The following is a 14954-nucleotide window of genomic DNA, read 5'->3' on the forward strand; positions in this document are numbered from 1 at the left end:
CCCGCCAGCGCCCACATGAAGTCGACAATTTTGACATCCTCGAGCGGCAACATCAGATTATACCTCTTCGCGCCAGGTCCTCGATTCTCGCAGCCGACAATCCCAACTCGTTGGAATAGACTTCGTGATTGTGTTCTCCAACCAGCGGCGGGCGTCGGCGGTAAACGATCGGCGCCTCACTGAACTTTGCGAACGGCCCCGGATACGGGAATGAGCGTCCCAGCTCCGGATGTTCGAGCATCTGCCAGTATTGACGGGACTTGAGTTGAGGACTCGCAAGAACTTCACTGACCGTTGCGATCGGAGCGATCAGGAATCCCCGTTCGAGTGCAACGCTGAACAGCTCTGCCTTGGTTCGACTCGCGAGGAAATCCGCAATCAAGGCGAGAACCCGCTCGTACTCCTCCATCGGCTCTTCGCCGCTCGCGAGTAACGCGCCGTAACCGATCCAATCCTTGTCGCGGGTGGCAGCGTCACAGACTCCCAGTTCGTGGAGATAGTTCATCAGTCTTTGGCTGAATACGCCGAGCTGGCGTCCGAACAGGAAGCCGAGCGTGACATGCCCGTCTTTCGCCCGCCACACCAGCGGAACCCGTAGAGATCCCACTTTCACGCCGCCCGCCATTCGGCGCGCTTCGTCTGCGCCCAGGCGGTACGCGAGGTTGTTGGCTTGAGTCGCCAAGGTGACTGACTGCTGCGCCGCCACATCGACGTGCTGTCCCATCCCGGAGCGGTGGCACTCATGATTAGCCACCATCGCACCGGCGGCCGCGTCACCGCATGCATGAAGATAAGCCTGAGGCACGCTCAGCCGAACCGGCGGCCGATCCTCGTCGCCATAAAGCATTAGCGGCCCTCCCGCTGCGAGGATCACCAGGTCGCTGTCAGCGTAAGAAGCCTTGGGACCATGCTGGCCGAATGGCGTTATTGAAACACAAATCAGTTCGCGGTTGCGGCTCGCGAGATCCTTGTACCCAAGCCGGCGCTCGCTGAGATAACCGGGGTTGTGCGACTCAATCAGGAACCGCGCTCCCGCCGCGAGTCGATAGAACATTTCCCTGCCTTCGTCAGTCTCGAGGTTGAGGGTGACGCTTCGTTTATTGCGGTTGTAAGCCCACCAGTAAATCGAGCGATCAGGATCCGGCCTGTCTTCGAAAAAGGGGGCCAGCCGCCGTGCCGGCGAGCCACCAGGTGGCTCGATCTTGATAACGTCAGCGCCCAGATCGCCCAGAATCTGGCCACAGAGCAGTCCTCGCTCCGTGGTCAGATCGAGCACTCGGTATGGACTCAGCATTGAACCATCCTCCTGCCCTGATGCATCGCTCTGTTACACCATCAGTGCATTCAGAGTTAGGATTTCGACAAGCAGCGCGGCTTGCCGTTTGATCATCGTCCGAGTTAAGTTTCACACAATCGTTGCATGGTCAAACAATCGCCCGCTGCTGCGTGAGTGATTCTCTCAACCGTAGCTCCGGATGTGTTATGAAAAGCTGCTCGACATGCGGAAGGGAAACGCCCGCTAGCTGAATTGGGAGACGACAATGCACTCTTGACGGAAAGGTCGCGATCGTTACTGGAGCCGCCCGCGGCCAGGGAGAGGCTGAGGCTCGGCTCTTTGTTGCAGAAGGCGCCAAGGTCATGTTGACCGACGTCTCGCCGGAAGGAGGAGCCGTTGCCGAAGCGCTGGGCGACCTGGCGGCTTTTTCACAGCAAGATGTAGGCAGCACGGCGGACTGGGAACGGGTGGTCAAAGCCACCACGCAGCGGTTCGGCCGCCTGGACATACTGGTGAACAACGCCGCCATCTATAAAATGCGATCGCTGCTCGACACTACTGACGAGGAGTTCGACGAGATCACGCGGATCAACCAGCGCGGCCCCTTCTTAGGCATGCGGGCGGTAGCGCCCGCGATGCGTGCAGCGGGCGGCGGCTCCATCATTAATATCTCGTCGGGCGCGGGACTGAGGGGCGTCCGGAATGTGCTCGCCTATGCCACGACCAAATGGGCGGTGCGTGGGATGAGCAAGTGTGCGGCGCTGGAACTTGCGGGCGATCGCATCCGCGTCAACTCGATACATCCGGGAGTAATCGAGACGCCGATGCTGAATCACAATCCGGCGGCGTTTAACGAGGCGATGGTGCGAGCAACTCCGATCGGGCGCATCGGCCAGCCCGAAGATATCGCACGGATGGTGCTCTATCTTGCCTCCGATGCCGCAGGGCAATTTCATGCCGAGGCTAAAATCGGCGACGCGCATGTGCTGTTTGGCAACGGCTATTTTTGCGACCCATCGATGTCAGCCGCGATCTATATCTACGTTCCTGATGTCGATGCGACCTTCAAACGCGCGGTGAGTCTTGGTGCCAAGGCGATCAGAGAGCCAGCGGATTCCACTGTGCGTTCTGATGCCTCAATTTTTTCGCATCGGATTTTGCTCTACGGCTGCGCGTAAACGAGTGCGCGATTGTTGTTGCGGTCGGTGACGTACAGATTGCCCACCCCGTCGAGCGCGACGCCCGCGGGATAGCACAATATGGTCTCGCTAACGCCACCCTTATTGCATCGTGCCGAGGTGAAGATGCCGGCCTGACCGAACACCCGATCAGCTATGGTGTCGGTGCTAAGCGGCGCGTCGTATTCGAGTACACGGCTGTTCGTAAAATCGGCAACGAAGACCGTTCCGGCGTCGTCCACGCTGACTCCGAGCGGATAGCACAGCGAACTAGCGCTGACCCCGCCTTTGTTGCAGATGCCGGTGACGAAGCTACCGCTCTGGCCGAAGACCCGGGCTGCCACTTGGTTGGTACTGAGTGGATGGTTGAATTCGAGCACGCGGTTGGTATCGGCGTCGGCCACGTAGAGGTTGCCGTTGCTGTCGACCGCGATTCCCGCCGCCCCGCACACGCTCGCCGCGCTCGGCGTCGCCGGACAGGTGCTGGTGGTAAGCATCGGCTGCCCGATCACCCGATCCGCGACGGTATCGGTGGTAAGCGGGGTATCGTACTCCAGCACCCGATGGTTATGGTTGTCAGAAACGTAGAGGTTCCCGAACGTGTCCAGCGCGACGCCCAATGGCACGCATAGACTCGAGGCGCTCACGCCGCCCTTGTTGCAGAAGCGCGACGTGAAGCTTCCGCCCTGTCCGAAGACCAGGTTGGCGGACGCACCGATGCTGAACGGAGCGTTGTACTCCACGACCCGATTGTTGCCGTAGTCAGCGACGTACAGCCGGCCCTGCGCGTCCACCGCGACCCCCAACGGCCAGCACAGCGTCCGGGCGCTCGCGAGTGTACCGCCGGCGTTGCACTGCGCGGTGCCGAAACTGGTCTGGCCGACCACCACGTCGGCAGGCGCCCCGTTGACAAAGCTCGCCGCGTTGCCCCATCCCAACACCCGGCTGTTCAGATAGTCCGCCACGTAGATGCGGTTCGGCGTCACGCTAGTGTCCACCGCCACCGCGCGCGGATTGTAGAGCCCACGCGCATCGGCGAAATTCGGCTTCCCCTCGATAAAAGTGCTCTGACCCAGCACCCGATCCGCCGTGTTGATGACCAGCGGCGTAGCATAAGCGAGAACGCGATGGTTGGATTGGTCGGCGACGTAGAGCTTGCCCGCCGGGTCCAGCGCGACACCGCCCGGTGAGCACAAGGTCCCAGCCGCCGGCGTGTGTCCCATGTTGCAGGCGGTCGCCGTGAAGCTGCCGCCCTGGCCAAACACGCGGTCGGGCGTGGTGTCTGTATTGAGCGGGGCGTCGTACTCCAGCACCCGGCTGTTGGCCTCGTCCGCCACGTACAGATCGCCGGCCGAATCCACCCCCAGACCGCTGCCACTCTGCGCAATCATCAGGTCCGCCACCGTGCCGCTGACCAGCGGGGTATCGTATTCCAGTATTCGGCTGTTGCCGGAATCGGATGTATACAGGTTGTCGGAGGCGTCGAGCGCCAGCCCCAGCGGATTGCACAAGCTCGAAAGGTTGCCGCCCGCCCCGGCCTTGTTGCAGACTCTGCTGGTAAAGCTCCCGAGCTGACCGAATACCCGGTTAGCCGTAGTATCGGTTGTCAGCGGCACGTCGTATTCCAACAGCCGGTTATTGCCGGAATCGGCCACGTACAGATTGTTCGCGGAATCCAGCGCGATGCCCCATGGCGTGCAAAGACTGGCCGCGCTGATACCGCTCTTGTTGCAAAGATGAGTGGTGAAGGATCCGCCTTGCCCGAACACCCGATCCGCTTTCTTATCGCTGCTAAACGGAGTGTCGTATTCCAGCATCCGATTGTTGCTGGTATCTGCCACGTAGAGATTGCCAAACGAATCGACCCCGACACTGGCTGGCAGACACAGAGCGCCTTGAGCGCTTTGTGCCGGATTGTTGCAGCGGCTGGAGTTGAAGTTGGGCTGGCCAATCACCAGGTTTGCCGGGGCTCCGTTGGCGAATGCCGACGCGTTGTTCCATCCCAGTACCCGGTTGTTATAGGTGTCCGCCGCGTAAATCCGGTTGGGCGAGACGCTGCGATCGATCGCCAGTCCGCGCGGCCGAAATAGTCCGCGCGAGTCCACAAAATTTGGCCCGTTGTTGGTAAAAGTGATCTGCCCGAGCACTCGAAGCGCGGGCGCCACCGGCGTCGGCGTGGCCGATGGCGTCGCGGTACGCGTCACGGTTGGGGTCGGCGTAAGAGTGGCCGTGACGGTCGGAACCGGCGTCGGCGTCGCAGTTGTGGTCGGCGTCCGGGTCGCGCTCCGCGTCGGCGTCCGCGTCGGCGTTGCGGTCCGCGTCGGTGTCGGAGTCCTCGTGGCCGGCACGTTGTAGTGGATGGTGCCCGTCGCGGGACTGCCGGAGGTGGAAACCTGGTACAGGGTGTTGAGCAGCACCGAGACCGTGTTACCACGGTAATTCGCGACGATCAGGTCGGTCTTGCCGTCGCCGTTGAGGTCCGCCGCCGCCACCGAGTCAGAGTTGGCGCCGGTGGCGAAGGTCTGCTGGGCGGCGAAGCCGGGCGTAGCCGCCCCCGGCGCCGTGGTGTTGAGCAGCACCGAGACCGTGTTGTCACCGGAATTCGCCACGATCAGGTCGGGCTTGCCGTCGCCGTTGAGGTCCGCCGCCGTCACCGAATTACAGCTGGCGCCAGCATCGAAGGTATGCTGGGCGGCGAAGCTGGGCGTGGCCGCCCCGGGCGCTGTGGTGTTGAGCAGCACTGAAACCGTGCCAGCATTGAAATTAGGGACGACTAGATCGGGCCTGCCGTCGCCGTTGACGTCTGCCGCTGTCAGAACCTGCGGAAGGTCGCCGACCGCGAAGGCCTGCGGAGCGGTAAAGCTGGCAGTAATTGCGCCCGGTGCGGTGGTATTGAGCAGCGCGGAGATCGTACCGGCGGGTGTGTTCGTCACGATCAAGTCAGGCTTGCCGTCACCGTTGAGGTCGGCCGTGGTCACCGAGAACGCGCCGAGGCCGGTGGCAAAGGTCTGTTGGGTGGTGAAGCTGGGCATGGCTGCGCCCGGCGCGGTGGTGTTGAGCAGCACCGAGACCGTGTTGTCACCGGAATTCGCCACTATCAGGTCGGGCTTGCCGTCCCCGTTGACGTCCGCCGCCGTCACCGAATCACTTTGGCGGCCGATGGCGAAGGTCTGCTGGGCGGCGAAGCCGGGCGTAACCGCACCAGGCACCGTGGTGTTGAGCAGCACTGAGACCGAGTTGGCATGGTAATTCGCGACGATGATATCGGGCTTGCCATCGCCGTTGACTTCCGCCGTGGTCACGGAGTACGCGCCGGCGCCGGCGTCGAAGGTCTGCTGCGCGGCGAAGCTGGGGATCCGGGCACCCGGTAGGGTGCTGTTGAGCATTACCGAGACCGTCGCGTCATCGTCGTTCGCGACAATCAGGTCGGGCTTGCCGTCGCCGTTGAGGTCCGCCGCCGTCGCCGATCTCGGATTGACGCCGGTGGCGAAGACCTTCTGGGTGGCAAAGCTGTTGGCGTCAAACGTCGCCGTGGCAGGAATCGGCGCCGTAGTGTTGAGCATCACCGAGACCGTGGCAGCAAAGCGATTGGCGACGATCAGGTCGGGCTTGCCGTCGCCGTTGACGTCCGCCGCCGCCACCGACTGCGGGCCGACGCCGGAGGCGAAGGTCTTCTGAGTGGCGAAGCTGGGTGTGCTCGCGCCTGGCGCGGTGGTGTTGAGCAGCATCGACACCGTGTCATCGAGCAAATTCGCCACGATTAGGTCGGGCCTGCCGTCGTCGTTGAAGTCCGCCGTCATCACCCAAACCGGGGCATGGGTGCCGAAGTACTGCAGGCCGAAGGTGGGCGTGGCCGCGCCCGGCACCGTGGTGTTGAGCAGCACCGCGACCGAGTCACTTCCATAATTCGCGACGATCAGGTCGGGCTTGCCGTCGCCGTTGACATCCGCCGCCGCCACCGAGAATGGGTCGTTAAAGATGCTCGGGGCGAAGGCCACTTGGGCGGCAAAGCTGGGCGTGGCTGCGCCCGGCGCCGTGGTGTTGAGCAGCACCGAGACGTTGCCAGCAAAGCGATTCGCGACGATCAGGTCGGGCTTGCCGTCGCCGTTGATATCCGCCGCCGTCACCGAGTACGGCCCGGTGTCGGCGGCGAAGGCCACCTGGCTGGCGAAGCGGGGCGTGGTCGCGCCCGGCGCCGTGGTGTTGAGCAGCACCGAGACTGTGTCAGCGCCCGTGTTCGCGACGATCAGGTCGGGCTTGCCGTCGCCGTTTACATCCGCTGCCGTCACCGAATACGACGGGCTGCCGGTGGCGAAAGCCATCTGGGGGGCGAAGCTGGGCGTGGCGGCGCCCGGCGCCGTGGTGTTGAGCAGCACCGAGACCGTAGCATCACCGGAACTCGCGACAATCAGGTCGAGCTTGCCGTCGCCGTTGACGTCCGCCGTTGTCACCGAGTGCGGGTTGGCGCCGGTGGCGAATGTCTGCTGAGCGGCGAAACCGGCAGTGGCGGCGCCTGGCAAGGTGGTGTTGAGCATCACCGAGACCGTGTTGTCACCGGAATTCGCGACGATGAGGTCGGGCTTGCCGTCGCCGTTGACGTCCGCCGCCGACACCGGAAGCGGGCTAACACCGGTGGCGAAGGTTTGCTGGGCGGCGAAGCTGGGGGTAAAGGTTCCTCCTCCGCCGCCCAGCAACAGCATCTTAAAGGTTTTATTGGGCGGGTTGGTCGTACTGCCCCCGACTTGTACCGGAATTGTCGCGCTGGTTTGGCCGGCGGGGATTATGAGTGACCCCGTCGCGGCGGCGTAGTCGGTTCCAGCGACTGCGGTGCCGTCCTGGGTCTGGAATTGAAGAAAAGCGTCGTAGTCAAGATCGGCGCTGCGTGCGATCGGAAAGTTGAGCGTCTTCGACGCCGAACTCGTTACTGTCACGCTGCCACTCGAGATAGTCAGCGTCGATGAGTCACTCAACGCCAGGAGCGGCATCAGTAGAAGCAAACCGCCTAGACCAAGAGTTATCGCCAATGGCGGCAGACCGTGTTTGAACATTTGCCCCCCCCCGAGGTTGATTCCCTCCAGAGCCGCTCAAGCGCCCCGGATTTGGCGTTCACCGTTGAATCAAGTGGTGTTCGAATATTTCAAATCCGTCAGATGAGCCTCATTCTGCGCGCTGGCTCTGGCTTCTCCGAGCATATCGCAGACCATGAGTCGGCAGCCAGCGTTCGATTCGCGCGTCCGGCAGATTCGCCACTTTCATCTGAACCAGCACGAGAAGGTCGCCGCGATCTTACGCACGCCGCTCTCGGCCAAAATGCATCAGCTATCTGACGGATCGTGAGAATTCCCGATAAAACCTGTTGTTAGCACTCGATACAGTACGGGACTGGGTGGCGGATGACGCAGTCTGCTGCGAACCCCTCTCCGCGTCAAATTCCCTGATCATCAGGGAAAATACAGGGATATCTTCAATTTCGGACTTCGTTTGAGCCCTGCGACAGCCGAAAACACAGTGTGCATAGGCGCTTTTTCCCCTAATTCCCTAAAAATCAGAACAGGGAATTAATTCTAAGGAACAGGGAAGTTCCCAAAGGTAACAGGGAATCAAATCAAACTATCAGGGTATCGCCGGCAACTGGCTAGAACAAAGCAGGCGACTTTCAGATGTACGGAAGCAGCGGAGTATCGGCTTCGAGCAGCATCGCCCCCGCCATCGCAAGCGTTTTGCGTTGCACCACGATATGTTGGCAAACCGTCTCCGCGTCGCGCAGCGCGCGATCGAGCGGGCTCCGCTCGGAATAGATCGAAGCTGATCCCATCGCGTCGTAAAGCATTCTTACGATCTCGCGCGCAGCCTGCGCCGCATTCACCCGCGACAGCCACGCGTCTGCGCGCTCGCGAATCGTGGGCCGCTCATTGTTCTCGAGCCGTGCCCATTCCCGCTCCATGGCATGGAAGACGTAGGAGCGAGCGGCGCCTAACATCATCTCCGCTTCCGCGATCACGCTTTGAATGCGTCCGCTGTTCTTCAAAGGCCGGCCAGAAGGTAGCTCCACCCGGTTTTTTACTGAGTCGACCGCATAATCGATCGCGGCGCGGGCCGCACCGAGGGGTACCCCGGAAACCTTGGGCAGGAAGTTCGTGGAACGTCGCCACAGCACGCCGGGGCGGCGCGCGGGAGGACGGATATTGCAGAGGAATCTATCGGGAACGAACAAATCCTTCACGCTGTAGTCGCAACTGCCGGTCCCGCGCATCCCGGTGGTACGCCAGTTGTCCACCACCTCCACGTTTGAAGCCGCTGTCAGGAATCCGCAGGTCACGGGCGTACCCTGGCCCTTGGTGACCGCCGCGCCATTTTCATAGAGTGTGCAGGCAAGCTCGACAACCTCCGCATGCGTCACCCCGGAACCGAATGACCATTGGCCGGTGACTCGATATCCGCCTGCAACGCGCTCCGCGCGCCCAGATGGTGTAGCACTGCCGGCGGTCGCCATGTCGAGGCGAGGGTAAATCTCTCTGGCGGCCTCGTCTTCGAGGAAACCCGCGAAAAATCCGGAATCGCATCCGATCATCACGCACCACGCGGCGGAAGCATTGGCTTTCGCGACTTCCTCGATGACTTCGACCTGCTCGGCCGGACGCATTTCCGGACCGCCCCATTCTTTCGGCATCATCAGGCGAAACATTCCCGCTTCCCGCAGGCGCCTAACCACTTCGTCAGGAAGCTTGCGTGCTTCTTCGATCTCGGCGGATTTCTCGCGCAGGTAACCGCTCAAGGCGCGCGCGTTTGCATGGATGTCGGCCGCGCTCATCGGAGTGCTGAGCGGTTCGCTTCTCTCGTCAGTTGCTGGTGATGACATCGCGAAGTCCTCGAGCGCTGGAATTTGTCATTCCCGGATCAGGTACCAAAACCTGCGGCAATCGGCCATCGCGATTTGCTGTAGAACGGAGGAAAAGCCCAGATCAGACGATTTCCTTCTACGCGCGCTAATCTTTCGCGGGCACCCAATTTCAGTGGAAGCCCAAATTCGTACACAATGCGCAGCGTTTCTGAAACGCTCGGTCGTCGGCACGCGAAAGAGCAAAGGCGTCAACCTGCTGCCTTACCTGGTCTATATATTTTCGTGCTAAATCGCAGCTATGAGCAAATCGAACTTTGGCGGTGCTTTTCGCGCTGGCGGAATCTTGCAAGGTCTCAGGGTGGTGGAATGCGGCGAAGGAATTTCCGCCGCGTTCGCCTCCAAGCTGATGGCTGATCTCGGCGCCGATGTAATCAAAGTAGAAGAACCATCGGGCGACATCATTCGTCGGCGCGGTCCGTTTGCTCCTGGCGACGAGCCGGACCCGGAAAAAAGCGGTCTCTTTCTGTACCTCAATGCCAACAAGCGCGGAGTCAGCATTGATCTAACGGATCCAAACTCGAGAGCCGAATTCGATCGGCTGCTGTCGAGCGCTGAGATCCTGATCCATAACTTCCATCCAAGCGCTCGCCCGCTTCGAGGACTGGAAAGCGATGCTCTATCGAAGAAGTTCCCGTCGCTTATCACGGTCGGCATTGCGCCATTCGGCGACAGCGGCCCATACAAGGGCTGGAAGGGCTATGCGTTGAATATTGAAAATGCAGGGGGAATGGCTTTCCTTGCGCCCGGCGCGTCGGAATATCCGGAGCAGTCGCCGTTAAGGGCGTTCGGCGATCAGGCCGACTACCAGGGCGGACTCCACGCGTGCTTCGCCGCTCTGGCAATGTATCTATGCCGTCTCGGCGGGGGAGCGCCATCGAGCATCGAAATATCCGAACAGGAATGCATAGCAGCGATGCTCGAAATGAACCTGATGCATTACACTTACGCTGGTCGTGAGACTTCACGCCTTGGCAAGCGCGTCATCGGCCCCTGGCTGCTGAGCGAATGCCGCGACGGCCACGCTTTTGTGGCATGCGCCGAAGAGCCGCAATGGCAGCGGCTGGTCGAATTGATGGGCGATCCCGAATGGGCGCACGAAGAACTGTTCAAGGATCGTCTCGCGCGCGGCATCAACTCCGATGCGCTCAACTTGTTCATGCGAGAATGGTTCTCGTCAAAGAACAAGGACGAAGTCTTCCATGCCGGCCAGGCGAAGCGAATTCCGTTCGCCAAGGTCAACACGATGAAAGACATCCGCGACGATGCTCAGCTGAATTACCGCAACTATTTCGTTGAGCTCGATTATCCGGGGCGTGGAAGAATCCGTATGCCGGGCGCCCCTTCCCGTTACGGTGTCGACAACTCTTCAGCTCGTACGGCCGCACCCAAAATTGGTCAGCACAATGACGAAGTACTGGGGAAAGGGACGAAGGTCGCAACAGCGGTCCCAAGTTCTACAAAGCTGAGCTCCAAAAGCTTACCACTCGAGGGGGTTCGAATTCTCGATTTCACCTGGGCGTGGGCGGGGCCGTTCGCGACATTGCAGATGGCTCACATGGGTGCCGAAGTGCTTCGCATCGAGAGCGAAAAGCGCGTGTGCATCACGCGGGCAATACCTCCGTTCGCCGATGATGTGCCGGGGCCGAATCGTGCGGGTTATTTCAACCAATATAATCAGGGCAAGCGCAGCATCACACTCAATCTCGCGGATCCAGCGGGGCTGCAGGTCGCATACGATCTCGTGGCGCACTGCGATGTGGTGATCGAGAACTTTGCCGGCGGCATCGCGAGCAAGATGGGTCTCGGATACGAGAAACTACTTAAGCTTCGTCCTGACCTTATCATGCTGTCGATGTCGGGCTATGGCCAGGACGGACCGTATCGCGGGTATCTCGGCTACGGGCCCCCCGCCGCGGCACTCTCAGGGTTCTTCTTCACGACCGGTTACGAAGGAATGCCGCCGATGGAACTCGGCACATCATACATGGACCCCAACGCTGGGATCTTTGGCGCGATCGCAGTGATGAACGCGCTGATCTATCGGAAAAAGACCGGCCACGGTCAATACATCGATCAGTCACAGCTTGAAACCGCCGTTCAGCTGATCGCGGAAGGTTTGCTTCAGTATCAGATCACCGGAAAAGAGCCCGAACGCGTCGGTAATCACCATTCTACGATGTCGCCACATAACACCTACAAAACCGCCGGCGATGCCGACAAATGGGTGAGTATCGCGGTGGGAACCGAAGCTGAGTGGCTTGCCTTGTGTACGGTAATGGGTAGTCCGGGGTTGGCTCAGGATCCGCGATTCTCGACGCTGCTGGCGCGCAAGCAAAACGAGGATGAACTCGATCGTGTTATCAGCGAATGGTCCAGGATTCGCGATCGATGGGAGGTCACCGAAGCCTTGCAGCGCGCCGGTGTTGCCGCCTTTCCTTCGATGAGTAACAAGGATCTCGCGACCAACGAGCATCTGCGCGAACGCGGATACCTTGTGCGGCTCGAGCATCCCGAGGTCGGACTGCGAACGCATGTAGGAATCCCGTGGACGCTTGGCGGTAAGCCGTGCACGGTTGCGTCGCCAGCACCCGTCAGAGGCGCTGACACGGATGCCGTATTGTCGAAGCTGCTAGGTTATTCAGCTGAGAAGATCGATCAGCTGCGTAAAGCCGGCGCGCTCAGCTGAATATATGCGTGACGCTCCAACTCATTTCCGCGAAACGAGTCGTCGCTGAGAGATTGAGGGTGCGGATTACGTTTTTGAGAAGGCCCTCCGTTGCCTCGAACGTGCGCCCAAGCGTTTCGTTCATCAGTCTGCAAGTGTTCGGTGCTTGCGGAGCTGTTAGTAGGCTCAGCCAGACCGCGTCCGCCCGCGTGCCCACGGAAACGTTTAGAATTCATAGTCGCGTTCGCCTAGACTTGGTGCCGAGCAATGACATCGAACTACCTCAACGACGCTGACAGCCACATCATGGAGCTGCCGGATTTTCTCACCGCTTGCGCGGATCCCGATGTGCGCGATCGTCTGCCCGCGATTTTGCCGGGCGGCGACAACGCAACGATCGATGGATTGCCGCCCTTGGGAGTCACAGCGCATTCGCTCGAGCGCGTCGCGCAACTTAAAGCGCTCGGCAGTCGCATTCTCACCGGACCCAAATGGTACGCGGCGCTCGGCGCGTTCAACTGCGCTGAACGCGGAATCGTGCTCGACCTGCTCGGTATCCGACGCCAGATCGTGTTCTCGTCGTTCGCCGCGGCTTCGCTCACGCAGTGGAGAGATCGGGATCTGCGCTATGGCGGCGTGCGCGCGTTCAATCGTGCGATCAAGAATTTTGTCGTCGGCGACTCGCGGCTGGTCGGCGTAGGCCTGCTGGTCCTCGACGATCCTGCACGTACCGCACGCGAACTCGACCTCGCGCTGCGTGACGGCCTGCGCGTTTTCATGCTGCCTTCGGATTCGCCGGGGCGCTCGCCGGGTCATGTCGATCACGATCCCATTTGGGCGCGCTTGGAAGAAGCGCGCGGTGCTTTCGTCCTTCACGTCGGCAGCAGTAAGCTGTCAATCGATCCCGATTGGATGAACGACGGACATCCGGAGCGGAGCAGTGCGCGCGGCGGCGCCGAGGTGGTCGGCTCGAAGGACATGACCTCGATCTTTCACAGCGCCGAGCGCTTCCTCTCCGTGCTGATTCTCGACGGCGTGCTCGAGCGCTTTGCGAACCTGCGCGGTGGATGCATCGAGCTGGGGGCGGGATGGGTTCCTGCGATGCGCCGCCGGCTCGATCACATCGTAAAAATCTGGTCCAGGTCCGAGCCGCATCTGCGCGCGATGCACCGCCTGCCATCCGAGCAAATGGACGCGCAACTGCGCTTCACCCCGTATCCGTTCGAAGACGTGGGCGAGTTGATCAACTTCTCAAGTGACCGGCTCTACATGTTCTCGACGGACTATCCGCACGCCGAAGGCGGGCGCGATCCAATCGGGCGATTTGAAACCAGCCTTGCCAATCACTCGCAGCAAACCCGCGATCGTTTCTTCCGCACCAACTTCTGCGATCTGATTCTCGACTAGCTCCGCCTCGGAAGTTCCGTGCTCAACCGCCGCGATCGTTTCAGGTTGAGCACGACGGGAGGTGAGCACGACGGCAGGCGTGCAACTAACGTTTGGTCACAGGAGGCCTATGCTGTGCAGCTTAAAACCTTGCAGAGGATAGCCGTTTAATCTATGCAAGGAGTTGAAATGGGGAAGTTAAAAAGAAAATCCCGGTCGATCAAGAAACCGTCGGCTTCGGAGGCGAGCAAGATAATGGCTAGCAAAGACTTCGAGGTACAACAAATATTCAAGGCCTATCGCAACGGACTCATCTCGCAGGAGACGCTTACACAGCAGATGGACGCGCTGTGCGGAGCAGCTGGCAATGGCGACGGCCCACAGGCTGCGTCATCACCGCGACCCGCCCGAGTTCGCAAGCTGTTAGGGGACGCCGGCCTTGACGCGCCAGGCGCCATCGCCAGGTTGATGGAGACCGGCAAAACCTATGATCGCGCAGCTGAAGACCTCGGCAATATCGTTGCCCTCGAGCATGTTAACGTCACGGTTCCCGATCAAGAGAAGGCGGCGCTGTTTTATATCAATGGACTTGGTTTGACGCGTGACCCCTACATGATGACCGGTCCGGCCAATATGTGGGTTAATGCGGGCCGTCAGCAATTTCATCTACCTACCAGCAAACCCCAGGTGTTGCGCGGTCATATCGGGGTGGTTGTCTCGGACTATGACGCCCTGCCGCAGCGCCTGAGCCGCGTACGTGAGTCGCTCGCCGACACGCGATTCAAATGCCATGAACGGGAAGGATACATAGAAGCGCTTTGTCCGTGGGGCAACCGGATCCGTTGCTTTGCTCCAAATCAGCGCTTCGGCCCCATGGCGGTTGGTATCCCCTACGTCGAGTTTGACGTGCCGGTTGGAACAGCTGACGGAATCGCGCGTTTTTACTCGCAGATTCTAGGCGCGCAAGCAGCACCGCTGGAGGACGCGCAGGGCCGCTTTGCCTGCGTCACCGCCGGGACTGGGCAAAATCTTTTTTTCCGGGAAACTGACCGGCAAATTCAGCCCTACGATCAACATCATATTCAAATCTACATTAACGATTTCTCAGGTCCCCATCGCCGGCTGGCTGCGAAGGGTCTGATCAGCCAGGAGAGCGATCACCATCAGTATCGATTCCAGGATATTGTCGATCCTGACGACGGCAAATTGTTGTTCACGATCGAACACGAGGTTCGCAGCATGAAGCATCCGCTGTATTTGCGGCCGCTCGTGAATCGCAATCCTTCTCAAAGCATCATCGATTATTCACCGGGAGACGACGCCCGCAACTGGGCGAGGTCGTCGAACTAGTTGGCCTAAGGGCGACTGTCGACGCGATCGCGAGGGAGGGAGGCAACGCGATCACTTTGGAAGAGCGTGTCTACCTTGCTCGTCGAATTCTCTATGGTAGTCGACATCCTTGCCGCAGAGTCCATGAGATTGCGCGTAATCGACGCGTGCTCGGTAGGCATCGACACCTTTTGCAAATTCGCATTCGCCTCACTTGTC

8 protein-coding genes are annotated in these 14954 nt (G+C 60.4%); 5 read left to right on the top strand and 3 right to left on the bottom strand.

Annotation, left to right across the window (positions count from 1 at the left end):
- Positions 1-52: 52 nt before the first annotated feature.
- On the bottom strand, positions 53-1294 hold the full coding sequence (locus Q7S58_RS01510) for a CaiB/BaiF CoA-transferase family protein (protein ID WP_304820083.1): 1242 nt from the start codon (positions 1292-1294) through the stop codon (positions 53-55).
- 233 nt (positions 1295-1527) lie between these two features.
- Between Q7S58_RS01510 and Q7S58_RS01515 the strand changes: the two genes are divergently transcribed.
- Complete coding sequence (locus tag Q7S58_RS01515) at positions 1528-2454, top strand: glucose 1-dehydrogenase (RefSeq protein ID WP_304820160.1); 927 nt, start codon at positions 1528-1530, stop codon at positions 2452-2454.
- Here Q7S58_RS01515 and Q7S58_RS01520 read toward each other — a convergent pair.
- Positions 2439-7502: an FG-GAP-like repeat-containing protein gene (locus Q7S58_RS01520; RefSeq protein WP_304820085.1), complete on the bottom strand. Its 5064-nt coding sequence runs from the start codon at positions 7500-7502 to the stop codon at positions 2439-2441. The genes Q7S58_RS01515 and Q7S58_RS01520 overlap by 16 nt on opposite strands.
- Before the next feature lie 154 nt (positions 7503-7656).
- Between Q7S58_RS01520 and Q7S58_RS01525 the strand changes: the two genes are divergently transcribed.
- Positions 7657-7791, top strand: a complete 135-nt coding sequence (locus tag Q7S58_RS01525) for a hypothetical protein (protein ID WP_304820087.1) — start codon at positions 7657-7659, stop codon at positions 7789-7791.
- 319 nt (positions 7792-8110) lie between these two features.
- Here the strand turns inward: Q7S58_RS01525 and Q7S58_RS01530 are convergent, their stop codons facing one another.
- On the bottom strand, positions 8111-9313 hold the full coding sequence (locus Q7S58_RS01530; protein WP_304820089.1) for an acyl-CoA dehydrogenase family protein: 1203 nt from the start codon (positions 9311-9313) through the stop codon (positions 8111-8113).
- 280 nt (positions 9314-9593) lie between these two features.
- Here Q7S58_RS01530 and Q7S58_RS01535 point away from each other — a divergent pair, with 280 nt between their 5' ends.
- From Q7S58_RS01535 to Q7S58_RS01545, 3 genes are all read left to right on the top strand, one after another.
- On the top strand, positions 9594-12041 hold the full coding sequence (locus Q7S58_RS01535; protein ID WP_304820091.1) for a CaiB/BaiF CoA-transferase family protein: 2448 nt from the start codon (positions 9594-9596) through the stop codon (positions 12039-12041).
- 246 nt (positions 12042-12287) lie between these two features.
- Entirely contained in the window at positions 12288-13427 is a 1140-nt protein-coding gene (locus tag Q7S58_RS01540) for an amidohydrolase family protein (protein WP_304820093.1), read from the top strand.
- A gap of 168 nt (positions 13428-13595) precedes the next feature.
- Positions 13596-14756 carry a hypothetical protein gene (locus tag Q7S58_RS01545; RefSeq protein ID WP_304820094.1) on the top strand — a complete coding sequence of 387 codons (1161 nt, stop codon included), beginning with the start codon at positions 13596-13598 and terminating at the stop codon, positions 14754-14756.
- Positions 14757-14954: the final 198 nt, after the last annotated feature.

Source organism: Candidatus Binatus sp. (assembly GCF_030646925.1).
Classification (GTDB): domain Bacteria; phylum Desulfobacterota; class Binatia; order Binatales; family Binataceae; genus Binatus.

Bases quoted from the DNA above. Each gene is read 5' to 3' on its own strand.
- Q7S58_RS01530 (WP_304820089.1), bottom strand. From the start codon at position 9,313: ATGTCATCACCAGCAACTGACGAGAGAAGCGAACCGCTCAGCACTCCG.
- Q7S58_RS01545 (WP_304820094.1), top strand. From the start codon at position 13,596: ATGGGGAAGTTAAAAAGAAAATCCCGGTCGATCAAGAAACCGTCGGCT.
- Q7S58_RS01520 (WP_304820085.1), bottom strand. From the start codon at position 7,502: ATGTTCAAACACGGTCTGCCGCCATTGGCGATAACTCTTGGTCTAGGC.
- Q7S58_RS01510 (WP_304820083.1), bottom strand. From the start codon at position 1,294: ATGCTGAGTCCATACCGAGTGCTCGATCTGACCACGGAGCGAGGACTG.
- Q7S58_RS01525 (WP_304820087.1), top strand. From the start codon at position 7,657: ATGAGTCGGCAGCCAGCGTTCGATTCGCGCGTCCGGCAGATTCGCCAC.
- Q7S58_RS01540 (WP_304820093.1), top strand. From the start codon at position 12,288: ATGACATCGAACTACCTCAACGACGCTGACAGCCACATCATGGAGCTG.
- Q7S58_RS01535 (WP_304820091.1), top strand. From the start codon at position 9,594: ATGAGCAAATCGAACTTTGGCGGTGCTTTTCGCGCTGGCGGAATCTTG.